The 23,077-nt window shown below is 69.0% G+C and carries 20 protein-coding genes; 7 read left to right on the top strand and 13 right to left on the bottom strand.

The features are described 5' to 3' along the window. Window positions 1-32: 32 nt before the first annotated feature. The 5 genes from ACQHII_RS25035 to aspS all read right to left on the bottom strand — a co-directional run bounded on the left by ACQHII_RS25035 (window position 33) and on the right by aspS (window position 4,770). The gene (locus tag ACQHII_RS25035) at window positions 33-1,028 is read right to left on the bottom strand and encodes a dioxygenase (RefSeq protein ID WP_427921400.1); all 996 of its coding nucleotides are present in this window, start codon (window positions 1,026-1,028) and stop codon (window positions 33-35) included. 103 nt (window positions 1,029-1,131) lie between these two features. Beyond that, window positions 1,132-1,323 (bottom strand): DUF397 domain-containing protein, encoded by a 192-nt coding sequence (locus ACQHII_RS25030; RefSeq protein ID WP_427921399.1) that lies wholly within the window; start codon window positions 1,321-1,323, stop codon window positions 1,132-1,134. Between the two features lie 40 nt (window positions 1,324-1,363). After that, window positions 1,364-1,822 (bottom strand): hypothetical protein, encoded by a 459-nt coding sequence (locus tag ACQHII_RS25025; RefSeq protein WP_427921398.1) that lies wholly within the window; start codon window positions 1,820-1,822, stop codon window positions 1,364-1,366. A gap of 78 nt (window positions 1,823-1,900) precedes the next feature. Continuing rightward, window positions 1,901-2,884 (bottom strand): intradiol ring-cleavage dioxygenase, encoded by a 984-nt coding sequence (locus tag ACQHII_RS25020; protein ID WP_427921397.1) that lies wholly within the window; start codon window positions 2,882-2,884, stop codon window positions 1,901-1,903. Window positions 2,885-3,006: 122 nt separating this feature from the next. Continuing rightward, complete coding sequence (gene aspS, locus ACQHII_RS25015; protein ID WP_427921396.1) at window positions 3,007-4,770, bottom strand: aspartate--tRNA ligase; 1,764 nt, start codon at window positions 4,768-4,770, stop codon at window positions 3,007-3,009. 301 nt (window positions 4,771-5,071) lie between these two features. Here aspS and ACQHII_RS25010 point away from each other — a divergent pair, with 301 nt between their 5' ends. Further along, window positions 5,072-6,418, top strand: a complete 1,347-nt coding sequence (locus ACQHII_RS25010) for an MFS transporter (RefSeq protein WP_427921395.1) — start codon at window positions 5,072-5,074, stop codon at window positions 6,416-6,418. Between the two features lie 134 nt (window positions 6,419-6,552). Next, on the top strand, window positions 6,553-7,206 hold the full coding sequence (locus ACQHII_RS25005; protein WP_427921394.1) for a TetR/AcrR family transcriptional regulator: 654 nt from the start codon (window positions 6,553-6,555) through the stop codon (window positions 7,204-7,206). A 102-nt stretch (window positions 7,207-7,308) separates the two neighbouring features. Here the strand turns inward: ACQHII_RS25005 and ACQHII_RS25000 are convergent, their stop codons facing one another. Continuing rightward, the gene (locus ACQHII_RS25000; protein WP_427921393.1) at window positions 7,309-8,574 is read right to left on the bottom strand and encodes a glycoside hydrolase family 1 protein; all 1,266 of its coding nucleotides are present in this window, start codon (window positions 8,572-8,574) and stop codon (window positions 7,309-7,311) included. A 221-nt stretch (window positions 8,575-8,795) separates the two neighbouring features. Between ACQHII_RS25000 and ACQHII_RS24995 the strand changes: the two genes are divergently transcribed. Further along, entirely contained in the window at window positions 8,796-10,958 is a 2,163-nt protein-coding gene (locus ACQHII_RS24995; RefSeq protein ID WP_427921392.1) for a SpoIIE family protein phosphatase, read from the top strand. Here ACQHII_RS24995 and ACQHII_RS24990 read toward each other — a convergent pair. The 4 genes from ACQHII_RS24990 to ACQHII_RS24975 form a co-directional block, all read right to left on the bottom strand. Continuing rightward, window positions 10,910-11,974: an AI-2E family transporter gene (locus ACQHII_RS24990; RefSeq protein WP_427921391.1), complete on the bottom strand. Its 1,065-nt coding sequence runs from the start codon at window positions 11,972-11,974 to the stop codon at window positions 10,910-10,912. The genes ACQHII_RS24995 and ACQHII_RS24990 overlap by 49 nt on opposite strands. Before the next feature lie 63 nt (window positions 11,975-12,037). Further along, complete coding sequence (locus ACQHII_RS24985; RefSeq protein ID WP_427921390.1) at window positions 12,038-12,430, bottom strand: peptidase inhibitor family I36 protein; 393 nt, start codon at window positions 12,428-12,430, stop codon at window positions 12,038-12,040. 223 nt (window positions 12,431-12,653) lie between these two features. Further along, entirely contained in the window at window positions 12,654-13,625 is a 972-nt protein-coding gene (locus ACQHII_RS24980; RefSeq protein ID WP_427921389.1) for a pirin family protein, read from the bottom strand. 119 nt (window positions 13,626-13,744) lie between these two features. Beyond that, a complete protein-coding gene (locus ACQHII_RS24975) occupies window positions 13,745-14,218 on the bottom strand; it encodes an SseB family protein (protein WP_019073480.1) in 474 nt (157 codons plus the stop codon). A 136-nt stretch (window positions 14,219-14,354) separates the two neighbouring features. On the opposite strand from ACQHII_RS24975, the gene ACQHII_RS24970 reads away from it, so the two are divergent. The 4 genes from ACQHII_RS24970 (at window position 14,355) to ACQHII_RS24955 (ending at window position 19,129) form a co-directional block, all read left to right on the top strand. Then, the gene (locus ACQHII_RS24970) at window positions 14,355-16,181 is read left to right on the top strand and encodes an acyl-CoA dehydrogenase (protein ID WP_427921388.1); all 1,827 of its coding nucleotides are present in this window, start codon (window positions 14,355-14,357) and stop codon (window positions 16,179-16,181) included. A 119-nt stretch (window positions 16,182-16,300) separates the two neighbouring features. Further along, window positions 16,301-17,596, top strand: coding sequence for a M18 family aminopeptidase (locus ACQHII_RS24965; RefSeq protein WP_427921387.1), 1,296 nt, complete (start codon window positions 16,301-16,303; stop codon window positions 17,594-17,596). A 264-nt stretch (window positions 17,597-17,860) separates the two neighbouring features. After that, entirely contained in the window at window positions 17,861-18,919 is a 1,059-nt protein-coding gene (locus tag ACQHII_RS24960; RefSeq protein ID WP_427921386.1) for a glycosyltransferase family 2 protein, read from the top strand. Between the two features lie 45 nt (window positions 18,920-18,964). After that, entirely contained in the window at window positions 18,965-19,129 is a 165-nt protein-coding gene (locus ACQHII_RS24955; protein ID WP_019055237.1) for a hypothetical protein, read from the top strand. Window positions 19,130-19,152: 23 nt separating this feature from the next. Here ACQHII_RS24955 and ACQHII_RS24950 read toward each other — a convergent pair whose 3' ends face one another. The 3 genes from ACQHII_RS24950 to ACQHII_RS24940 form a co-directional block, all read right to left on the bottom strand. After that, complete coding sequence (locus ACQHII_RS24950; RefSeq protein WP_427921385.1) at window positions 19,153-21,003, bottom strand: NHL domain-containing thioredoxin family protein; 1,851 nt, start codon at window positions 21,001-21,003, stop codon at window positions 19,153-19,155. Between the two features lie 68 nt (window positions 21,004-21,071). Further along, the gene (locus tag ACQHII_RS24945) at window positions 21,072-21,566 is read right to left on the bottom strand and encodes a hypothetical protein (protein ID WP_427921384.1); all 495 of its coding nucleotides are present in this window, start codon (window positions 21,564-21,566) and stop codon (window positions 21,072-21,074) included. 322 nt (window positions 21,567-21,888) lie between these two features. Continuing rightward, entirely contained in the window at window positions 21,889-23,076 is a 1,188-nt protein-coding gene (locus tag ACQHII_RS24940; protein ID WP_427921383.1) for a recombinase family protein, read from the bottom strand. Between the last annotated feature and the right edge of the window lies 1 nt (window position 23,077).

Raw genomic sequence — 23,077 nt, 5'->3', positions numbered from 1 at the left:
CTTTCTTGATCCTGAGCACGGTTGACGACCTTCTAGGACGCGGATGCCGACGCCGACGCGCTCGGCTGGGTGTCCGTGCTGTCATGGGTCTCGTCCGGGGCGACGCCCATCGTCAGGTGGGCGCGGACCCCCTTCGCTATGCGCTTCTTGTCGTAGTCGAGGAAGAGCAGTCCGCCCTCGTGGCCGTTCTGCGGGTAGATCGTGTCCTCGGTGAGGGTCGTGCGGGTGGTGGTGTTGGTGGAGTACGGCTCGACCGCCGCCGACGCGAGCACCGACTTCTCGTCGAAGAACAACTGGCCCGTGTGGCAGGTGTGGCCGCCCTCGTAGCCCGCGTCCGTCCACTCGCCGTCGACATGCACCTTGACGTGGATGTGGACGCAACGGCCCTGGTACCAGCCCGGGAACACCGACTTGAAGGTGACCTGGCCGCGCTTGTCGGTCTTCCAGGTGCCGCGCAGATAACGCTCGTCGTCGGTCGGCTCGGAGTGGCCACCGCCGGTTCCGCCGGACGGGGGCTCGCCGGTGGGGGTGCCCGAGGGTGTGTCGGTCGGCGTCCCCGAGGGCGCGTCGGTGGGGGCGCCGCCGCCTCCACCACCTCCGCTGCCCATCGCCTCGTAACCGCTGTAGACGCCGAGCGCGGTGCAGTGCCAGATGTCGACGGCCGCGTTCCGGACCGGCTTGCAGCTCTCCGCGTCGATCACCTTGAGGGTGAGGGTCAGCGGGATGCCCTCCTCGTCCTCGGTGATGTCCTGGCGGATCTTGTCGGCGTCGATGTAGTACGGCCCCTCGGTGGTCTCCGAGGTGAGCGTGTAACACGTCTCGACACCGCTCGCCGTGCTCTTCGCGGCTCCGGTGGAGGTCGCCCCGTCCGCGAAGGCGCTCGCGGCGAGCCCTCCGCCCACACCCACCGCGGCGACGGCGGCTCCACCCGCGACGACGACCTTGCGCCGGGTCAAGTCCCGTTTGTGCGCGGGGGATTGGTTACGCACTTGTTCCTGCGACTCGTTCGCTGTTTCGTTTCCCGTCATGCCCGGACGGTAGGTAAGAGGGCTGTAAGAAGCATGGGAGTGGGCTGTGCTTTCCCATGAATCCTGAAGGCGCCGGGAAGCGGACTGTCCCTCGGGAGAGGCTTCAGCGGTGCCAGGCGCTCGGGCGCGGGGCGATGCGGTGGAGGAGGGCGGCGAGGGTGGTGGGGGTGAGGGGGAGTATTCGCGTGGGGTCATCGCTCTCGCGGAGCAGCAACTCGCCTTCGCCATAGGCAAGTTCCACACACTCGTTGCCTGCCGCACCACCGGAGAACGAGGACTTCTGCCACCGGACCACGCCTACAGCTCCTTCGACAGGCGGAACAGCCCGCCCAGGCCTACGCCGCCGAGTCCGCCAGTACCGGCCCGCTCCCCAGGGCGGCGCGCGCCGTGGTGATGTGGGCGAGGCCCTCCTGGGCGAGGCGGGTCGCCTGGGTGTATTCGTCGGCCGTGTGGGCCGCGGACAGTTGGGCGCCGGCCGCGCGGTGGCATTCCGCGGCGGCCGTCAGCGCGCGCGTCGCCGTTTCGCCCGCGCCCGCCCAGAGCCTCGCCTCGGGGACGGACAGGCTCGCGCCGAGCCGCAGTACCCAGCCGCTGGCCTCGACCTCCGCGTCCAGGTCGGACAGGGCCCGCGGCCGGTGCGCGCGGCGCTGCGCGACGACGGCGAACGCCGCCCCGGCTGTCAACAGCAGTGCGAGTACGACGTATCCCATCGCTTCCTCCCGGCCTTCACGGTCCACGGGCCGGGCGGTTCCGGCCTCGTACGTCCATGACACGCCCTGCCTCTGTGCAGGCACATCGATATTCCTGTGTGTCCGCTGCGAGGTTTCCATGGTGGGGGGCCAGAGGGACGTACGGGGCCGGTGTGGTCGTCGTCAGCCTGTCGTGGCCGACGGTGACGCGGACGCCGAAGCCGACGGGGCGGGTCCGCCCGGGCCTCCGCCGCCCTCCCCGTCGTTCGTCTCGTCCGGGTCCACCGCCAGCGTCAGACGCGCGTGTACGCCCCGGGCGATGCGCCGTCGGTCGTACTTGAGGTAGAGCAGGCCGCCCTCGTGGCCGTTCTGGGGGTAGATGCCGTCCTCGGTGAGGGTCGTGCGGGTCGCCGTGTTGGAGACGTACGGCTCCAGGACCGCCGTCGCCAGGACCGCCTTCTCGTCGAAGAAGAGCTGGCCCGTGTGGCAGGTGTGGCCGCCCTCGTAGCCCGCGTCCGTCCACTCGCCGTCGACGTGCACCTTGACGTGGATGTGGACGCAGCGGCCCTGGTACCAGCCGGGGAACACCGTCTTGAAGGTCACCTGGCCGTGGCGGTCGGTGTGCCAGGTGCCGCGCAGGAAACGGTCGTCGTCGGTCGGTTCCTGGTGGCCCCCGCCGCCACCGGGAGGCGGGCCGCCCGTCGGGGTGCCGGTCGGAGTGCCCGAGGGCGGCGCTCCCGTGGGGGCCGGGCCGCCGCCTCCGCCCGCCTCGTAGCCGGAGTAGACGCCGGTCGCGTTGCAGTGCCAGATGTCCACGGCCGCGCCGCGCAGCGGTCTGCACGTGTCGGCGTCGATCACCTTCAGGGCGAGGGTGAGCGGGATGCCCTCCTGGTCCTCCGTCACATCACGGCGGATCTTGTCGGCGTCGATGTAGTACGGGCCTTCGACCAGCTCCGAGGTGAGCGTGTAGCAGGCCTCCGGCGACCCGGTCGCCCCTGCCTGAGGCCTCTCCTCCGCCGACGCGCTCGCCGACAGCGCTCCGGCGGCACCCACCGCCGTCACCGCCACGCCGCCCGCCACCAGGACCGTACGACGGGCCAACTGTCCTCTGTCTTCGGATACTTGGGCTTCGGGTACTTGGGCTTCGGGTACTTGGGAATCCGTCATGGCCCGGAAGGTAGAGGTGAGAAACCTGACATGAACATGAGAATGCGCTGTGAATCCTGTGCGCAAGCGAAAGGGCTCGAAACCGATGCCGGTTCCGAGCCCCAACTTCCGCCAAATGCCTGCTACTTCGGCTGCGGCTTCCGCACCGACAGGTGCAGCTCCCGCAGTCGCGTCTCGTCCAGCTCCGTCGGCGCGCCCATCATCAGGTCCTGGGCGTTGCCGTTGAGCGGGAAGGAGATCGTCTCGCGGATGTTCGGCTCCTCCGCGAGCAGCATGACGATGCGGTCGACGCCGGGGGCGATCCCGCCGTGCGGCGGGGCGCCGAAGCGGAACGCGCGCAGCATGCCAGCGAACTGCTCCTCGACGGTCTCGCGGTCGTAGCCCGCGATCTCGAATGCCTTGAGCATGATGTCGGGCTCGTGGTTCCGGATCGCGCCGGAGGAGAGCTCGACGCCGTTGCAGACGATGTCGTACTGCCAGCCCAGGATGTCCAGCGGGTCCTGGGTCTCCAGGGCCTCAAGACCGCCCTGGGGCATCGAGAACGGGTTGTGCGAGAAGTCGATCTTCCCGGTCTCCTCGTCCTTCTCGTACATCGGGAAGTCGACGATCCAGCAGAAGCGGAAGACGCCCTCCTCGAAGTGGCCGGCGCGCTTGGCCGCCTCGACGCGGACCGCGCCCATGATCTTCGAGACCTCTTCGAACTCGCCCGCGCCGAAGAACACCGCGTGACCGGCGGCCAGCGACAGGCGCTTGGTCAGCTCGGCGACGTTCTCCTCCGTCAGGAACTTCGCGATCGGGCCCGTCAGCGAGCCGTCCTCGGTCACGCGGACCCAGGCCAGGCCCTTCGCGCCGAGGGTGACCGCGAAGTCTCCGAGCTGGTCGAAGAACTTGCGGGGCTGCGCCGATACGTCCGGGACCGGCAGCGCGCGGACGTGCTTGCCGGCGAACGCCTTGAACTCCGAGCCCTCGAACACGTCCGTGATGTCGGTGAGTTCGAGCTTCGCGCGCAGGTCCGGCTTGTCGGAGCCGTACTTCAGCATCGACTCGCGGAACGGGATGCGCGGGAAGGGGGAGGTGACCTCCTGGCCGCCGCCGAACTCCGTGAACAGCTCGGTCATGAGCTTCTCGATCGGCTGGAAGACGTCTTCCTGCTCGACGAAGCTCATCTCGACGTCGAGCTGGTAGAACTCGCCCGGCGAGCGGTCCGCACGCGCGTCCTCGTCGCGGAAGCAGGGCGCGATCTGGAAGTAGCGGTCGAAGCCGGAGATCATCAGCAGCTGCTTGAACTGCTGCGGCGCCTGCGGGAGGGCGTAGAACTTGCCCGGGTTCAGGCGGGAGGGGACCACGAAGTCGCGCGCGCCCTCGGGGGAGGTCGCGGAGAGGATCGGGGTGGCCATCTCGTTGAAGCCGAGGGCGACCATCTTCGAGCGGATCGAGGCGATCACCGAGGACCGCAGCATGATGTTGCGGTGCATGCGCTCGCGGCGCAGGTCCAGGAAGCGGTACTCCAGGCGCCGCTCCTCGTTGACCCCGTCCTCGGTGTTGATCGTGAAGGGCAGCGGGGCGGCGGCGCCGAGCAGCTCGACCTCGCCGACCTCGACCTCGATCTCACCGGTCGGCAGGTCCGGGTTCACGTTGTCCGTGCCCCGGGAGACCACCTTGCCGTCGACGCGGACGGTCGACTCCTTGGTGACCTTGTCGAGAGCCTCGTACGCGGGCGTGCCGGGGCGGGCGACGAGCTGCGTGATGCCGTAGTGATCGCGCAGATCGATGAAGAGGATGCCGCCCAGGTCGCGCCGATTGTGCAGCCAGCCACTCAGCCGGACGTCGGTGCCGACGTCAGAGGCGCGGAGCTCGCCGCAGGTGTGGGACCTGTACCGATGCATCGTCGTTCATCCAGCCTTCGCAGATCGGGGTCGCGTTTCACGTGAAACACGACCAAGGGTACCGGCCGCCCACCGCCCCTCTCCCCGGGTTTACCGGCACGCTTCGACAACGCCCAGTCCGACCATCCAACACTGAGTCAACTCAAGTTTCCCCCGAACGAACCCCGCTCAATCCGCCAAAAAATCGCGCACCAATACATTGACGAGAACCATCTACCCTGTTTCACTCAGGTTTCGCGCCCCGGAAACCCCCACGACGCGGGTCGTGTCCACCTCCCTCCGATAAACCTGGTGAACACCCATGACACACAGCGATGTCGCGGCCTCCGAGGCCAGTTCCACGAGTTCCGTTCCGACCCCGGTCGGTCCGTTCGACGCCGACGGCCGGCCCCGCTACCGGCTCGGCCCCCTCTACGCCACGTTTCCGCTGACCGGCCTCGCGCTGGTGCTGATCTGGATGGGCGTCGGCTCCTTCCTGATCCCCATCCAGGTCACCGCGATCAAGGGCTTCAACGACCCCGACGCGCTCAAGAACGCCGTCGCCATCGGTGCCGCCGTCGCCGCGATCGGCAACCCCGTCTTCGGGCAGATCTCGGACCGCACCCGCTCCCGGTTCGGCCGCCGCGCCCCCTGGATGCTGATCTGCGCGCTCCTCGGCGCGGGCGCCCTGCTCTGGCAGTCGCAGGCCAAGTCGATCGGCGTGCTGGCCCTCACCTGGGGATTCGTCCAGCTGATCGTCAACGGCTACCAGGCCGCGACCACCGCCACCATGCCCGACCGCGTGCCCCCGGCCAAGTACGGCCGCTTCTCCGCGATCTCCGGACTGGCGACCCCGGTCGGGACCATCGCCACCGCCTATGTGATCGGCGGCATCGACGCGAGCAAGCTCGGTTTCGACGGTGTCATCGGCGGCTTCGGCGGACGCTTCCAGGGGGCGGACGGCTACTACCTGGTCGCCGCGCTGCTGGTCGCCTTCACGCTCGTGTTCGTGTTCGTCGCACCGGAGAAGTCCACCAAGGACATGGTGGTCGAGCCGTTCGACCTGAAGAGGTTCCTCTCGAACTTCTGGATCAACCCGAAGCGGCACCCCGACTTCGCGGTCGCCTTCGTCTCCCGGTTCGGGGTTGTGGCCGGCTACTTCATGGTGGTGACCTTCAGCTACTACATCCTCATGGAGTACGTCCATGTCGCCCCGCAGGACGCGGCGGCCACCATGGGCTTCCTGATGGTCGTCAACGCTCTGGCGATGGTCGGCGCCGCGATGCTGATCGGCACCCTGGTCGACCGCTTCGGCCGCATCAAGCCCTTCGTGCTCGGCTCGGGCCTGCTGGCCGCGGTGTCCCTCTTCATCCCCATGGCGTTCGACTCGGTGGGCGGCATGACGGCGTTCAACATCGTCAACGGTCTGGCGTTCGGCATGTACGTGGCCGTCGACATGGCGCTGATCAGCAAGGTGCTCCCGCGCGGCGAGGACGCGGGCAAGGACATGGGGCTCATCAACATCGCCAACTCCGCGCCCCAGGTCGCCGCCCCCTTCATGGCCGCCGCGATCGTCGAGTCGTGGGGGTACGACGCCCTGTTCCCGCTGTGCGCGGTGGTCTCGCTGGTGGGAGCGGTACTGGTGGTGTTCGTGAAGTCGGTCCGATAGACCCCTGCCGTCAGATCCTCCTGACAGGATCTGACGGCAGGACCTGCCATCAGCACACAGCCGCCGGGGCGGGTGCGGGGACCGTACGGTCCCCGCACCCGCCCCGGCGCCGTACGCACCCGTAAGGTCGAGGCATGACGAGCGACACGAGCACGACGAGCCGGGCCCGGGGGCCGTACGCGAGGACCGCGGAGCGGCGCCGGGCCATCGCGCGTGCCGTGCTGGAGATCGTCCTGGAGAAGGGCCACGGCAACGTCACCACCGCCGAGGTGGCCCGCAGGTCCGGTTCGCGCGAGGCGACCGTCCTGTACCACTACCCGACCAAGGACCATCTCCTGGTGGCCGCGCTCCAGTCCGCCGAGGACGAGGACAGCGGAGGCCGGACCGAGGACGTCTCCGGAACCCTGGAGATGGAGGACCTGCGCGCCTTCGCCCGGGCCGCCCCGCGCCGCGAGGCGATCATGCGGCTCTACACCGCGTTGGCCGGGAACGCGACGATTCCCGGGCACCCCGCGCAGGACTACTTCACCGACCACTACCGCCAGAGCATCACCCGCTTCGCGCGCCTGGTCGAACAGCGCCAGGACGCCGGTCTCGCGCATCCCGGCCTGGACGCGGTGCGGGTCGCCCGCCAGATCGTCGCGGTCTGGGACGGCCTCCAGGCGCAGTGGCTGGTGACCCCGGACTTCGACCTGGGCGACGAACTGGTCACCGCGGTAAGGCGGTTGACCGCCGAGAACTGGATGGAGACCCGGCGCGCCCTCCTGGACCCGGCGGCCGGTCTCTAGACGTGGCGGCCGGTCTCTAGACGTGGCGGCCGGTCTCTGGACGTGGCGCAGGGGCCGGAGAGCCCCCCTCCGGGTCTCCGGCCCCTGCACCCCGTCCTCCGTCTACAGCGCGTTGCGCCGCGCGATCTCCCCCAAGTACCGTGCGCTGTCCTTGACTTCGCGCCGCTGCGTGGCCCGGTCGACGGCGACGAGCCCGAACTGCGGCCGGTAGCCGAGCATCCACTCGAAGTTGTCCAGCGCCGACCAGTAGTAGTAGCCGCGCACGTCGATGCCGTCGGCGAGGCAGCGTTCGACGCCTTCGAGGGCGCGGCGCATGAACTCCGTACGGCGGCTGTCGTCGGTGGTGGACACGCCGTTCTCCGTGACGATCAGCGGCAGGCCCGCGCCGGCCGCCCGGCGCAGCGCGCCCTCCAGCGCCTCGGGGCAGAACTCGTATCCCAGCTGGGTGAGTTCGGCGCCCTCCGGCTGCGGCTGGATGCCGTCGGCGGCGACCAGGGCGCGGGTGTAGTTCTGGACGCCGAGGAAGTCGTCGCCGTCCGTGACCGTCAGGAAGTCGCCGACCTGCTCGGCCCAGAGGCGGTCCGCGGTCTCCTCGCCGCCCGGCAGGGCCTGGAGGTCGCTGATCGCCAGGGTGAAGCCGACCTGGGTGTCCGGGCTGGCCTCCCGGACCGCGCGGCGCGCGGCGATGTGCGCCTGCTTCACCACGGCCGCCCCGGCCTCGCTGTCGGTGAACAGGAAGACGTGCAACTCCTCGGGTGTGGTGCCGAGTTCGGCGGCGGCCGTCTTGAACCCGCCGCCGAACAGATCGCCCATGGTGTCGTCGATGCCGACCGGCGCGTGCGAGGTGTCGGTCTCGTCCTTCGCGGGCCGCAGGCTGCGGATCAGCGGGGCGATGTTGGCCTCGTTGATGGTGCACACGTACGGGATCAGCGGGCCGAGTTCGCTCATCACCAGCCGGCAGTAGGCCGCGAACCGCTCGGGCGTGCCCTCCCACTCCCAGCCGCCGAGCCTCATCAGCCAGCGGGGGCTGGTGAAGTGATGGAGCGTCACATGCGGAACGAGTCCCAACTCGTGGCAGGCCTCCAGCACATCGCGGTAGTGGGCTATCGCGGCGTACGAGAAGCGGCCGTCCTCGGGCTCGACACGCGCCCACTCGATGGAGAAGCGGTACGAGGTGAACCCCAGCTCCTTGAGCAGGGCGAGGTCCTGGCGGTAGAGGCGGTACTGGTCGCAGGCGTCCCCGCTGGGCTCGGCGAAGGACGAACCCGGCGCGTTCTCCAGGACCCAGAAGTCGCTGGCGACGTTGTTGCCCTCGACCTGGTGGGCGGCGGTGGCCGTGCCCCAGAGGAAACGAGCAGGGAAGGTCATGGATGCTCCCGATGGCGTGGACAGGGTCACAAAAACTGAGTGAACATGAAAGAATAAACACCGTCAAGCAGGAATGCACAGCAAAATGCCCAGCAAGAAGGGCGAAACATGAACCACCTCGCCGACAAAAAATAGAGATCACTCAGCTATTGAGCCCCTCGGTCCGTGTGCGGCAGGTCACAACAGTGGCGACCGGCGATCACATCTTCTTAAATGGGGCAATGCGCACTGGTGAGCCCCTGCCCGCCGTGGGGGAGGTACTCGCCGCCCTCGCGACCGGTCTGTGGCACTGGGACACCGCCACGGAGCTGGTCACGGTGGACGCCGAGGCCGCACGGCTGCTCGGGCTGCCCGCCGAGCCGACCACCCTCACGGAGGCCCAGACCCGGGCCAGACTCCACCCCGTCGACTGGAACGAGATCGCCGGGGTCGTCGGCCTGGCCGTCGCCGAGGGCACCCTCGCCGAGGTCCGGATCCGGATCATGGACGTCCGTGGCCGGGTGATCCGCACCGTCCGCAGCCGCTCCAAGCCGTCCTACGACCCCGAGACCCGGTCCTTCGAGCTGATCGGCACCCTCCAGGAGGTCACCGAGCCCACGCCGGGCACGCCCGCCGGACGGACGGCGGTCACCGGTGACTGGCGGCGGTCCCGCGAGGCGTTCCTGCTGGACGCGGGCCGGGCGCTCGCCGAGGCGCGGTCCACGGCGGAGGTGCTGCGGGTCGCGGCGGGCCTGTCGATGCCGGGCTTCTCGCCGGACGGCCTCGCCGTGTTCGGGGTGTCGGGCGACCGGCTCACGATCATCGGGCACCACGGGCACCAGCCGGGCGACGAGGACCCGTTCTCGCACATGTCCCTGGTGACGGACTATCCGGCCGCCGAGGTCGTACGGACCGGCCGTGCCGTCTATCTGTCCACGCCCGAGCAGTACAAGGAGCGCTACCCGGTCACCTGGCCCCTCGCCCAGCGCTTCCACCGGCAGTCCTGGGCGTTCCTGCCGCTCACCGTCGCCGGGCGCACCATGGGCGCCTGGATGGCCGGCTTCACCTACCCGGTCGCCTTCACCCCGGACGAGCGGTCCGTCCTCACCACGGTCGCCCGGATGCTCGCCCAGGCCCTGTCCCGGGCCGGGGTCGCCGAGTCCGAGCGGGAGCTGACCGACGGACTCCAGCGCTCGATGCTGCCCACGCTGGGCCCGGAGATCCCGGGCATGAGCTTCGCCGCCCGCTACATACCGACCGGCGGCGGCCTCCAGGTCGGCGGCGACTGGTACGACATGATCCCGCTGCCCGGGGGTCCCCCCTCTGGGGGAGGCCGTATCGCGCTCGTCATCGGCGACGTACAGGGGCACGACGTGCGCGCCGCCGGGCTGATGGGCCAGCTCCGCATCGCCCTGCGCGCCTACGCCTCCGAGGGGCACCGCCCGGACGCCGTGCTCTCGCGCGCCTCCCGCTTCCTGCACGGCATCACCAACGGCGACGCCGAGATGACCGACCCGCGCTTCGCGACCTGCCTCTACGTCGAGGCCGACCCGGAGACCGGCGTCCTGGAGATCGCCCGCGCCGGCCATCCCGACCCCGCGATACGCATGGCGGACGGGACGGTGCTGACGCGGCCCACGGCCGGCGGACTGCCGCTCGGCATCGACCCGGACGCCGACTATCCGACGACCACGCTCGCCCTGGAGCCCGGCGAGACCATGCTGATCTGCACCGACGGGCTGATCGAGACCGGCGGCCACGACCTGGAGACCGGCTGGAAGCGCATCCGGACCATCCTGGAGGACCACAAGGGCGACCTGGAGGAACTGGCCGACGCGCTCGTCCAGGCCGTCCACGGCCCCTCCTCGCACCACACCACCGGCCCGCTCGCCGACCGCCGCGAGGACGACATCGCCGTACTCCTGCTGTCCCGGGAGGGCGAGAGCTGCGGCTGCGGCGACACGGTGACCGAGGCGCCGAAGATCCGCCGTACGGTCCTCACGGTCGCGCAGGCCGAGCCCGAGCGGATCGCCGTGGCCCGGCAGCAGCTGCGCGAACTCCTCCACGACTGGAACGGCGCCGACCAGGTCGACTCCGCGGTCCTGCTCGTCTCCGAGATGCTCACCAACGTCCTCGTGCACACCGACGCCGACGCCCTGCTGACCGCCGAGGTGGCCGGTGAGCCCGGTGAGCGGCGGATGCGGGTCGAGGTCACGGACGCCGGCGACGACCTCCCGCACAAGCGGCACCCCGGTGAACTGGCGTCCTCCGGGCGCGGGTTGCTGCTGATCGAGCTGCTCGCCGAGACCTGGGGCGTGGACCCGAGGGGCGAGGGCAAGAGCATCTGGTTCGAGCTCTACGAGTCCGACGGCGACGGTTCCGCGACGGGGTCCGCCGCGCCGTAGCGCTCGCGCAGTTCGTGGACGATCCCGAAGACGGCGGCGGTCAGCGGGACCGCGAGCAGCATGCCGAGGATGCCGGACACGGAGGCTCCGGCGGTGATCGCGATCATCACCACGGCCGGGTGCATCTGCACGGTCCGGCTCTGGATCATCGGCTGGAGCACGTGCCCCTCCAGCACCTGCACGGCGAGGACGACCCCGAGGGCCCACAGGGCGATGACGACGCCCCGGTCGGCGAGTGCGACCAGCACGGCGACCGCGCCGGAGAGGAACGCGCCGAGGTAGGGGATGTACGCCCCGACGAAGACGAGCGCGGCCAGGCCCACCGCCCCGGGCACGTCCAGGACGAGCACGCCGATGCCGATGCAGGTGGCGTCGATGAGGGCGATCACCGTGGTCCCGCGCATGAAGCCCTCGACGCCCTCGAAGGCCCGGCGGGCCATGGCCTCGACGAGGTCGGCGGTGCCGTGCGGGGCGAGCGAGCGCAGCAGTCCGGTGGCGAGGTGGGAGTCGCGCAGGAAGAAGAAGACGAGCAGCAGCGCCAGTACGGCCATGGCGATGGCCTCGCCGACGACGCTGACCCCGCTGATCACGTTCGAGGCGGCCGTCCCGCCGAACTTGGTGAGCAGTTCCTTGGCGTTGGAGGCGAGGTCGTCCAGGGAGGTCCCGGCGGCCCCGAAGTGGTCGGAGACGGAGTTCGCCGCGTCCTTGAGCGAGGAGACGATCTGGTCCCCGGTGTCGATCAGCGCGGCCACGACGATGTAGACGGCCCCGCCGACCGCCGCGACGACCGCGACACAGGTGACGGCGGCGGCCACGGACCGGTTGACCCTGGCCTTCACCAGCCGCCGGTACAGCGGCCCCAGCAGCGCGGTGCCGAGCAGCGCGAGCAGCACGGGCGTGACGGCGGTCCTGAACTCCACGCAGAGCCGGATCCCGACGTAGACGACCCCGGAGACGAGCAGGACGACGGCGCACCAGGCGGCGAGGCGCCGTACGGGATCCGGGAGCAGCTGCACGGTCCCAGCCGAACACGCGGAGGGCGGGCCGTCCCGTGGGGACGGCCCGCCCGGGTGACGGACTCAGCAGGTGGGGCCCACCGCGTCGATCCGCGTGCCGAAGTTGGTGTCGTAGGCCTGGGCGTAGTCGCCGGTGAGGACCGGCCGCTTCTCCTGCGGGCTCCAGTCGATGAAGCACCCGTTGGCGTTGGCCACGAAGGAGTACACGTGGTCGTGCAGGTTGGACGGCATGTCCCGGTACCCGGAGGCGGGGCTCCACCGCCAGGGGGTGCCCGAGTAGTTCCGGTCGTGCCAGAAGCAGATCTCACCCGCCCCGCAGTTCGCGTCCGCGCGGTGCAGCGCGGCGCTCGCGGCCTGTTGGGTGGAGGTAGTACGGGCCTGGGTGGGGCTCGCCGCGCCGGTCAGGGCGAGACAGGTGGCTGCCAGGGCGACGGCCAGGCTCATGCGGATACGCACGGGTGACTTCCTTGCATTCGACGTCCACTTTCCGCCCGTCCCTTTCCATGAGCGTGACCTTCATGCGCCGGCCGGGCCCGGCTCACCCGGACGGAGGACCCGGACCGGCCGCCGACCGGCATGCCGAAAGCCCCGTCCGGACAAGGACGGGGCTTCGGGAAGTTCCGCTCTACGAAGGCTCTACGAACGCTCTGGGAACGCTCTACGAAGGTTCCGCGAAGGCTTACAGACCGCCCTCGCCCATCCCGTGCACCGCGGGGATGGTGCCCAGCCGGCCCTTCTGGAAGTCCTCGAAGGCCTGCTGGAGCTCCTCGCGGGTGTTCATGACGAACGGGCCGTAGTGCGCCATCGGCTCCCGGATCGGCTGCCCGCCGAGGATGACGACCTCCAGGTCCGGGGTGTGCGAGTCCTGCTGCTCGTCCGCGCGGACGGTCAGCGAGGAGCCGGCGCCGAAGACGGCGGTCTGGCCCAGGTGGATCGGACGGCGGTCCGCGCCGACCGAGCCCTTGCCCGCCATGACGTAGACGAGGCCGTTGAAGTCCTCGCGCCAGGGCAGGGTCAGCTCCGCGCCCGGGGCCACGGTGGCGTGCACCATCGTGATCGGGGTGTGCGTGATGCCGGGGCCCTGGTGGCCGTCCAGCTCACCGGCGATGACGCGCAGGAGCGCGCCCCCGTCGGGGGTGGTGAGGAGCTGGACCTGACCGCCGCGGATGTCCTGGTAGCGGGGGGCCATCATCTTGTCCTTGGCCGGGAGGTTCACCCACAGCTGGAGCCCGTGGAAGAGCCCGCCGGACACGACGAGGGACTCCGGCGGCGCCTCGATGTGCAGCAGGCCCGCGCCCGCCGTCATCCACTGGGTGTCGCCGTTGGTGATGGTGCCGCCGCCACCGTTGGAGTCCTGGTGGTCGAAGACGCCGTCGATGATGTAGGTGACGGTCTCGAAGCCGCGGTGCGGGTGCCAGGGGGTGCCCTTGGGCTCGCCCGGCGCGTACTCCACCTCGCCCATCTGGTCCATCATGATGAACGGGTCGAGGTGACGGTAGTTGATCCCGGCGAACGCGCGGCGCACCGGGAAGCCCTCACCCTCGAAACCGCCGGGTGCGGTCGTGACGGTGAGCACGGGACGTGCCACGGCGTCGGCCGGCGCGGCCACGCGGGGCAGGGTCAGCGGGTTCTGTACGGTCACTGCAGGCATGTCGGGACCTCCTTGTGCGTCGAGTTTAGTTGAGCGTTGAACTTTCTGCTACCCCACAACAGAAGAAGCCCGGAGGGCATTCCCTCCGGGCGTTCCGTACGACGTGGGCGTCGGCGCCGTCAGCCGTACATGCGGCGCATCGCGAACTCCACCATCTGCTCGACCGCCTTCGCGTCGAAGACCATGCGGTGCTCGCCCTCCATGTCGACGACGAAGCCGTAGCCCGTCGGCAGCAGGTCGATCACCTCGGCGCCGGTGATCACGAAGTACTTGGACTCCTTGCCGGCATAGCGGCGGAGCTCCTTGAGCGAGGTGAACATCGGGATCACCGGCTGCTGGGTGTTGTGGAGTGCGAGGAAGCCCGGGTTGTCGCCGCGCGGACAGTAGACCTTGGAGGTCGCGAAGACCTGCTGGAAGTCCTCGGCGGCCATCTGCCCGGTGGTGAAGGCGCGCACCGCGTCCGCGAGCGAGGGCGGGGACGGCTCGGGGTAGAGCGGTGGCTGCTGGCCGTAGCCGCCCACGCCACCGGCCATCTGCTGCTGGGGCGGGACGTACCCCTGCTGAGCGCCCACGTTCTGGTCGTAGCCGTACATGCGAGCAAGAGTACTGAGTCACACATGGACGGCTTGGGGTTGCGTCTTATTACCGACGGGTAGCATCATCGTAGCTACTGCTTAGTACACATGCTTGGTACATCTCGTTGTACATATCTCTTACGGAGTCGTCGCCATGGGGCACTACAAGTCGAATCTCCGCGACATCGAGTTCAACCTCTTCGAGGTCCTCGGGCGCGACAAGCTGTACGGCACCGGTCCGTTCGCGGAGATGGACACGGACACCGCCAAGAGCGTCCTGGAGGAGCTGACCCGGCTCGCGGAGAACGAGCTCGCGGAGTCCTTCGCCGACGCCGACCGCAACCCGCCGGTCTTCGACCCCGAGACGAACACCGCGCCCGTCCCGGCCTCCTTCAAGAAGAGCTACAAGGCCTTCATGGAGTCCGAGTACTGGCGGCTGGGCCTGCCCGAGGCCATCGGCGGCACGACGGCTCCGCCCTCCCTGATCTGGTCGTACGCGGAGCTGATCCTGGGCGCCAACCCGGCCGTGTGGATGTACTCCTCCGGCCCGGCCTTCGCCGGGATCCTCTACGACGAGGGCAACGACGTACAGAAGAGGATCGCGCAGCTCGCGGTGGAGCGGACCTGGGGTTCGACCATGGTGCTGACCGAGCCCGACGCGGGTTCCGATGTCGGCGCCGGCCGTACCAAGGCGATCCAGCAGGAGGACGGCTCCTGGCACATCGAGGGCGTCAAGCGGTTCATCACGTCCGGTGAGCACGACATGGAGGAGAACATCCTTCACTACGTGCTCGCGCGGCCGGAGGGCCACGGCCCGGGCACCAAGGGGCTCTCCCTCTTCCTCGTGCCGAAGTTCCTCTTCGACGTCGAGACCGGCGAGCTGGGCGAGCGCAACGGCGTCTACGCGACGAACGTCGAGCACAAGATGGGCCTCAAGGCCTCCAACACCTGCGAGATGACCTTCGGCGACCGCCACCCGGCCAAGGGCTGGCTGATCGGCGACAAGCACGACGGCATCCGCCAGATGTTCCGGATCATCGAGTTCGCCCGCATGATGGTCGGCACGAAGGCCATCTCGACGCTGTCGACCGGCTACCTCAACGCCCTCGAGTACGCCAAGGAGCGCGTCCAGGGTCCCGACCTCGCGGCCTTCGGCGACAAGACCGCGCCCAAGGTCACCATCACGCACCACCCGGACGTGCGCCGCTCGCTGATCACGCAGAAGGCCTACGCCGAGGGCATGCGCGCCCTGGTGCTGTACACCGCCTCGATCCAGGACGCGATCGCCGTCAAGGAGGCGAACGGCGAGGACTCCAAGGCCGAGCACGCGCTCAACGACCTGCTCCTGCCGATCGTCAAGGGCTACGGCTCCGAGAAAGGCTACGAGCAGCTCGCCCAGTCGCTCCAGACCTTCGGCGGCTCCGGGTTCCTCCAGGAGTACCCGATCGAGCAGTACATCCGGGACGCCAAGATCGACACCCTGTACGAGGGCACGACCGCGATCCAGGGCCAGGACTTCTTCTTCCGGAAGATCGTCCGCAACCAGGGCGCGGCCCTCAACTCCCTCGCCGAGGACATCAAGAAGTTCCTCGCGCTGGGCACGGGCGGCGAGGACCTGGCCGGTGCGCGCGAGCACCTCGCCAAGGCGGCCGTCGAGCTGGAGGCCATCGTCGGCCTGATGCTGACCGACCTCGCGGCCACCGAGCAGGACGTCAAGAACATCTACAAGGTGGGCCTCAACACCACCCGCCTGCTGCTCGCTTCCGGTGACGTCGTCGTCGGCTACCTGCTCCTCAAGGGTGCCGCCGTCGCCGTCGAGAAACTGGAGACGGCCTCGGCCAAGGACCGCGCCTTCTACACGGGCAAGATCGCGGCTGCGAAGTTCTTCGCGGCCAATGTGCTGCCCGGTCTCACCCTGGCCCGCAAGGTCGCCGAGGGCGTGGAGCTTGACCTGATGGAACTGGACGAAGCAGCCTTCTAGCCAGCGGGAAACCCGTTCCGGGACAGACCGGAACAGCTTCGCGAAACCCCACATCGCCCTTGCGAGGGCCCGCTCCCATCACCAGGAGTGGGCCCTCGTACGTCGTTAAGGTGAACCCCATGAGCGAACCCCCCCGCTTCGACCGCGGCCACACCGACGACCTCATGTCCTTCCTCGCGGCGTCCCCCACGCCGTACCACGCCGTGGCGAACACCGCCGAGCGGCTGGAGAAGGCCGGATTCAGGCAGGTCGCCGAGACGGACGCCTGGGAGGGGACGACCGGCGGCAAGTACGTGCTGCGCGGCGGCGCGATCGTGGCCTGGTTCGTCCCCGAAGGTGCGGCACCCCACACCCCCTTCCGCATCATCGGCGCGCACACCGACTCCCCGAACCTTCGGGTCAAACCGCGCCCCGACACCGGTGCGCACGGCTTCCGCCAGGTCGCCGTCGAGATCTACGGCGGACCGCTGCTCAACTCCTGGCTCGACCGCGACCTCGGCCTCGCTGGCCGGCTGAGCCTGCGGGACGGCTCGACCCTCCTGGTGAACGTCGACCGGCCACTGCTCAGAGTGCCCCAACTCGCCATCCACCTGGACCGGTCCGTCTCCGCCGAGGGACTCAAGCTGGACAAGCAGCGCCACCTCCAGCCGATCTGGGGCCTGGCCGACGACGTCCGCGACGGCGACCTGATCGCCTTCCTGGAGCAGGAGTCCGGGCTCGGACCGGGCGAGGTCACCGGCTGGGACCTGATGACGCACTCCGTCGAGGCGCCCTCCTATCTCGGCCGCGACCAGGAGTTCGTCGTCGGCCCGCGCATGGACAACCTGCTGTCCCTGCACGCCGGAGCCGGCGCGCTCGCCTCCGCCGCCGCCCGCCCGGACCTGCCGTACATCCCCGTGCTGGCCGGCTTCGACCACGAGGAGAACGGCTCGCAGTCCGACACGGGCGCGGACGGGCCGCTGCTCGGCGGGGTGCTGGAGCGTTCGGTGTTCGCGCGCGGCGGATCGTACGAGGACCGGGCCCGCGCCTTCGCGGGCACCGTCTGCCTCTCCTCCGACACCGGCCACGCCGTGCACCCCAACTACGCGGAGCGGCACGACCCGACGCACCACCCGCGCGTCAATGGCGGGCCGATCCTCAAGGTCAACGTCAACAACCGCTACGCCACGGACGGTTCGGGCCGCGCGGTGTTCGCCGCCGCCTGCGAGAGGGCGGGCGTCCCCTTCCAGACCTTCGTCTCCAACAACTCCATGCCCTGCGGCACCACGATCGGCCCGATCACCGCGGCCCGGCACGGCATCAAGACCGTCGACATCGGCGTCGCGATCCTCTCCATGCACAGCGCCCGCGAACTCTGCGGCGACCGCGACCCGTTCCTGCTGGCCAACGCGCTGGTGGCGTTTCTGGAAGGCTGACAACTCCGCCGACAACTCCCGTACCGCACACGGGAGTTGTCAGGACACCGCACCCGATCGGCGCTTTCGACGGTGGATTGGCGGACGTAACCCGCACACTGGCCGAATCGCCCGCACAGGACAACCACAGACAACCGTGAGCAATCCGTGACGCCAGTCGTATTGTGCGGTTGTGTGAGCCTCGTGAAGACTCTGTGCAGTTGAGGGTCCGGGGGAGGCAGCCCCGGGCCCGTCTCACGATTCGTCACGGGGGAGGCTGCTGCCGTGCCCGAACCACGGCTGGTGGTCCTCATACCGGCCCACAACGAGGCGGAGCGCATCGGCGCCGCGATCGAGGGCTTGTGGCGGCAAACCCGTAAACCCGATCTGATCGTCGTCGTCACCGACAACTGCACCGACGACACCGCCGAGGTCGCCGCCTCGCACGGCGCGGACATCTTCGCCACCCGGGGCAACACCCACAAGAAGGCCGGCGCCCTCAACCAGGCGATCGACTGGGTCCTGCCCCACCTCGACGAACGCGACCTGCTCCTCGTCCAGGACGCGGACACCGTCCTCAACCCCTGGTTCAGCGAGACCGCGATAGCCACCTTCAACCGCAAGGTCGGCGCCGTCGGCGGAGTCTTCTACGGCGAGAAAGGCGGCGGACTCCTCGGGCTGCTCCAGCGCATGGAGTTCCAGCGCTTCGCCTGGGAGCTGGACCGCACGGGCGGCAAGGCCCAGGTCCTCACCGGCACCGGCACGATGTTCCGCGCCCGCGTCCTGCGCGAGGTCCGGGAGGCACGCCACTCGGGACTCATCGGCGGCGGCGACGGCTACTACAGCCTCGCCTCCCTCACCGAGGACGACGAGATGACCAAGGCGGTCAAGACCCTCGGCTACCGCGCCATGTCCCCGGCGGGCTGCGCGGTCACCACCGAGGTCATGACCAGCCTCCCCAAACTCTGGCACCAGCGCCTGCGCTGGCAGCGCGGCGCCCTGGAGAACCTCCGCGACTACGGCTGGACCAAGGTCACCGCCCGCTACTTCCTCCAGCAGTTCCTGATGGGCTTCGGCGCGCTGTCCTTCCTCGTTTACCTGACCTTCATGGCCACATACACCACGCTCTACGGCTTTCCCGGCGTCTCCCCGTTCTGGACCGCGATCGGCCTGATCTTCGTGGTCGAGAAGACCGTCTCCGTCCGCCGCGCCGGCCCCCTCGCGGTCCTGGTCGCGGCGCTGATGATCCCGGAGATGCTCTACGACCTCTTCCAGCACGCCGTCTACTTCACCTCGCTGTGGGGCCTGGTCCGCCGCAGCGAGGAGAAGTGGGTGGCCACCTAGCCCACCCCCCTCACACACGCTCACACCACTCAAGGAGAAGGATTCATGTACGGACGAGTTGTCGGCGCCGGCACGACGGGTGCCGGTGGGGCCACGCTGGCCGCGACTGGCCTGTGGCTGAACAGCATGGCGATGATGGTCGCGGCGACCACGCTGGTGGCGGCGGGGATGGCGCTGTACAAGCTGGCGCCGCGGGCGCGGCGGCGGTAACACTCTGTTGGCGGTCCCCCGTTTCAGGCGTTCTGGCTGTGCTGTTCGTTCAGGTCGTCCATGCCTGCCAGGACGAGGGGGAGGCGGTCCGTCGCGCCCTCGGTGAGGCGGACCGGGACGCCCCAGTCCTGCTGGTGGACGTGGCAGGCGGGGTATTCGTTGGAAGGATCGTCGTCGCACGAGGCGGCCGTCGCGGAGATGTGCAACACGCCTTCCGTGACGGCCTGGTTGAGGGTCAGGGTGCGGTTCAGGTCCGTGCCCGCGCCCTCGCCGTCGACGAGCAGTTCGGGCGGGGTCGCAGAGACGAGCAGGCGGGTCGAGGGCCCGTAGCGGGTGTCGAGCTTCTGGCCCGCCGGGGCCTGGAAGATGACGTCCAACTTCAGCTCGCCGGGGGCGACTTCGGTGGCCGCGCGCCGGGTGCGATGCGCCACGGACTCGACCCGTACCGCCTCCTCCGGCAACCGCAGCCGGGTCAGCCGGTGCCGGGCCGACTCGACGACCAGGATCTCGTCACCGTCCAGGACGGCGTCACTGGGCTCCCTCAAGTCCGTGGCCAGCGTGGTGACTTCGCCGGTCGCGGGGTCGTAGCAGCGCAGCGCGTGGTTGTACGTGTCGCTGATCGCGACCGAGCCGTCCGGGAGCGCGGTGACGCCCAACGGGTGCTGGAGCAGGGCCTGTTCGGCGGTTCCGTCACGATGCCCGAAGTCGAAGAGACCGGTGCCGACGGCGGTGTGGACAGCACCCTCGACGTCCACCCAGCGCAGGGCGGACGTCTCCGAGTCGGCCAGCCAGAGCCGGTCGGCGGTAGCGGCGAGTCCAGAGGGCTGCGCGAACCAGGCCTCGGGGCCGGGCCCGTCGACGAGCCCTTCGTTGGTGGTGCCGGCGGTGACGGCGACGGTTTCGGTGTCCGGGGCGTAGGCCCAGAGCTGGTGCACACCGGCCATGGCGATCCACAGCCTGCCCTGCCACCAGGCGATGTCCCAGGGCGACGAGAGGCTGACCTCGCGTGCGGGGCCCGAGGTCGACTCGCCCTGCATCCACTGCCAGCCGGTGCCCGCGAGGGTGGTCACGGCACCGGTGGTGAGATCGAGGCGGCGCAGCGCGTGGTTCACGGTGTCGGCGACGACGACGGAACCGTCCTCGCCGAGGGCCAGCCCCTGTGGCTCGTTGAAGGCGGCGGAGTCGGCCGTGCCGTCGCCGAACCCCCGCACCCCGGAACCGATCCGCCGTACGACGCTCTCCCCGTCCGCCGCCAGCTCGACCAGTTGGTGCCGGGTGGTGTCGCTGACCAGGAAGGTCCCGGACGGCAGGGCCAGCGCCTTGCCGGGGAACCGCAGCACGGTGGGCTCCGGCTCCGGTGCGACATACGGCCCGTCCCCGCGCCGCAGCGTCCCCTTCGCCGCGTGCTCGGTCTCCAGCTCCGCGACCAGCCGCTCGATGGCGTGCGCGTGCCCCTCGCCCGCGTGCTGCGCGACGATGTACCCCTCCGGGTCGATCACGACGAGGGTGGGCCACGCGCGCACCGCGTACTGCTTCCAGGTCGCCAACTCCGGGTCGTCCAGCACCGGATGCTCCACGCCGTACCGCTCGACCGCGTCCACGACCGCCTGGTGCTCGGCCTCGTGCACGAACTTCGGCGAGTGCACGCCGATGATCACGACCGTGTCCCGGTGCTTCTCCTCCAACTCCCGCAGTTCGTCGAGGACATGCAGGCAGTTGATGCAGCAGAAGGTCCAAAAATCAACAACAACACACTTACCCCGTAGCTGCGCGAGCGTCAGGTTCTTGCCGCCCGTGTTCAACCAGCCACCCTTGCCGATCAGCTCGGGGGCGCGGACGCGGGCACGGCGCGGAGAGGGAAAGGCAGCGTTCATGCCTCAAGAGTGCCATCCCTGATTAAGCGCCCCACCCGCGATCGGTCACAGCAACAGTCGCACCGAAACTACGGCGCCTCGCGCGTCCGCCACCTCTCCATCACTTGCCCGGTTACCGATCCGAGCCATGGCCGCCCACCGGATCCCGCCCCACTGTGCTTCTTCAGATCAGAGGGAACACCCACTCGCTGACCGGCGACCTCAAGGATGTAGTCGACATCCGATGGATGCAGTCCAAGGGGCTGCAATACCGACAGCGCCGCCAATCTTGCCGTTTCATCGCCTGCCACGGCAGTGTCTGTCGCGCTTCGGGGCACAGCGGCATCCGTGCCCGTCCCCCCTGCAGGGAACTCGAACCGGCTCACACAATCAACCTCTTGACACACGTATTTGCTCTCGATGACCTCTGCCACCCAGAGAGCCACCGTCGCCAATGGCCCGCTGGTTGGGTACTTCGCGCCGTGATTACCCTCGAATTCGATCACAGCTGTCCATGTGAAGCCGCCGCCGTGCTTGTGACGCCTGTACGTCACGTCAACCCTCGGCTTGATGTTCGCCTCCATGTCCCGATCCCCCTTTATGCGTGCCCCGGCGTCGGATTGTGTCTCCCTCAATCACCTCCGTGGTGCCGTATTCCAAAACATCACCCCAAGGGGAAGGCGAGGGCGCGCGGGCACGAGCAGACAACGCCCTCCGAGACGTCCGGGCACAAGACTGAGGAGGGCACCGCCCACTCCTCCTGCACAGACCGATCAAGTCGCGACGCGCGACGGTCCGCTCCCAGACACTCGCCAGGTCACACACTGGCGTTGTCCAGCAGCATCACGCCGCGCCAACCCTCACCAGAGACTTCCAGCAACGGCCGCGAACGGCGCTCAGACAGAACTACGCGGTGCCCTCCGCCTCCGGCATTTTGGCCCAGCGGATCTGGATGCGCTGCTCAGGAACAAGCCTTTGGCCACGCTTGCCCTTGCTGACTTCCACACGGTCGATCGCCAATGACAGCCGGTCACGCCGATCGTCGTTCGTCGCTTGCGACCACGATTCTCGAAGAAGAACACCATCGAGCATCGGAGACACGTCCACCGACGGTACGGGCAGCTTGTCAAGGTCATTACGCAGGCCCTCGATACGGCTCCGAAGCCGCTCCTCGAGCCGGTTGTAACGGTCGACAGCCACAGCACCCTTGAATTCGCCGCGCACGTATCGCGCATCTTCAAGATCCGTCAACCGGGCTTCCTCGTCCTGGACTTCGGCAGTGATCGCATCACGCTTCGCGAACGTCTCCGGGTCAACTCGGTGTCCCCAGCGATCCGCGATCACGATGAGCAGCGGATCATCAGGTTCGAGGGCCGGAAGCTTGGCGAGGAAGAGCCCCGCCACGTAACCGTCCACAACGTCAGCCATCGCCGAGGCACCAATGCACTGATTCCCCGCGCGACGCGCCATGCACTGATAACTGTTGCCCACTCGGTGCATACGGCGTCCGCAGCCCGGCACACCGCAGAACACCAAGCCCGTGAGCAACGCCGTTCCTTCCGGCTTCGGTCGACGTTTGCCCGCATGCACGAAGGTACGTGCCTCAAGTTGGCGGATGATGCGGTCTCTCTCGCCAACCGTGATGATCCCCTCCCCAATATCCACGGTTTCGAGGGTCTCGGGGTCCCGGTACGGGAAGACCCGGCTCGTGTACCTCCGCTCTCCGTCCTCCGTCTCAACGCTCTCCGTCTCGGGCATCAGGCCGGCAAAAGCCGGGGAGCGCAGAAGTTGCATGATGCTCGCCGCGTTCCACTGCCCACCGCGCGGAGAGAAGATCTCGTACTCGTTGAGAAGCCTGGCGATCTTCACCAACGACATACCGGCCAGCGCCTCATCCGCGATCAGACGAGCGTAGACGGCGCACTCAGGGTCATGGATCAGCTTCTTGGTCTTCTGGTCCACTTTGAGCCCGTACGGAGGCTGGCCACCGATCCATTGCCCCTTGCTGCGCAGATAGCGTTTCGCATGCCCGACCCGCGTACCCAGGTTCTTGGACTCGGCCCGGGCCAGTTCGGCGAGCATCGCGACGACCATG

This window comes from Streptomyces sp. cg40, assembly GCF_050320165.1.
In the GTDB taxonomy this organism is placed as follows: Bacteria; Actinomycetota; Actinomycetes; order Streptomycetales; family Streptomycetaceae; genus Streptomyces; species Streptomyces hokutonensis.
Note: the sequence above shows the minus strand (reverse complement) of the source record. Positions and strands in the feature narration are given on the sequence as shown.

Excerpts from the sequence above, each read along its gene's own strand:
- ACQHII_RS25000 (WP_427921393.1), bottom strand. The coding sequence starts at position 8,574 with ATGACCTTCCCTGCTCGTTTCCTCTGGGGCACGGCCACCGCCGCCCAC.
- ACQHII_RS25010 (WP_427921395.1), top strand. The coding sequence starts at position 5,072 with ATGACACACAGCGATGTCGCGGCCTCCGAGGCCAGTTCCACGAGTTCC.
- ACQHII_RS24940 (WP_427921383.1), bottom strand. The coding sequence starts at position 23,076 with ATGGTCGTCGCGATGCTCGCCGAACTGGCCCGGGCCGAGTCCAAGAAC.
- ACQHII_RS24945 (WP_427921384.1), bottom strand. The coding sequence starts at position 21,566 with ATGGAGGCGAACATCAAGCCGAGGGTTGACGTGACGTACAGGCGTCAC.
- ACQHII_RS24950 (WP_427921385.1), bottom strand. The coding sequence starts at position 21,003 with ATGAACGCTGCCTTTCCCTCTCCGCGCCGTGCCCGCGTCCGCGCCCCC.
- ACQHII_RS25020 (WP_427921397.1), bottom strand. The coding sequence starts at position 2,884 with ATGACGGATTCCCAAGTACCCGAAGCCCAAGTACCCGAAGCCCAAGTA.
- ACQHII_RS24980 (WP_427921389.1), bottom strand. The coding sequence starts at position 13,625 with ATGCCTGCAGTGACCGTACAGAACCCGCTGACCCTGCCCCGCGTGGCC.
- ACQHII_RS24965 (WP_427921387.1), top strand. The coding sequence starts at position 16,301 with ATGAGCGAACCCCCCCGCTTCGACCGCGGCCACACCGACGACCTCATG.
- ACQHII_RS24995 (WP_427921392.1), top strand. The coding sequence starts at position 8,796 with ATGCGCACTGGTGAGCCCCTGCCCGCCGTGGGGGAGGTACTCGCCGCC.
- ACQHII_RS24955 (WP_019055237.1), top strand. The coding sequence starts at position 18,965 with ATGTACGGACGAGTTGTCGGCGCCGGCACGACGGGTGCCGGTGGGGCC.
- ACQHII_RS25035 (WP_427921400.1), bottom strand. The coding sequence starts at position 1,028 with ATGACGGGAAACGAAACAGCGAACGAGTCGCAGGAACAAGTGCGTAAC.
- ACQHII_RS24975 (WP_019073480.1), bottom strand. The coding sequence starts at position 14,218 with ATGTACGGCTACGACCAGAACGTGGGCGCTCAGCAGGGGTACGTCCCG.
- aspS (WP_427921396.1), bottom strand. The coding sequence starts at position 4,770 with ATGCATCGGTACAGGTCCCACACCTGCGGCGAGCTCCGCGCCTCTGAC.
- ACQHII_RS24970 (WP_427921388.1), top strand. The coding sequence starts at position 14,355 with ATGGGGCACTACAAGTCGAATCTCCGCGACATCGAGTTCAACCTCTTC.
- ACQHII_RS25005 (WP_427921394.1), top strand. The coding sequence starts at position 6,553 with ATGACGAGCGACACGAGCACGACGAGCCGGGCCCGGGGGCCGTACGCG.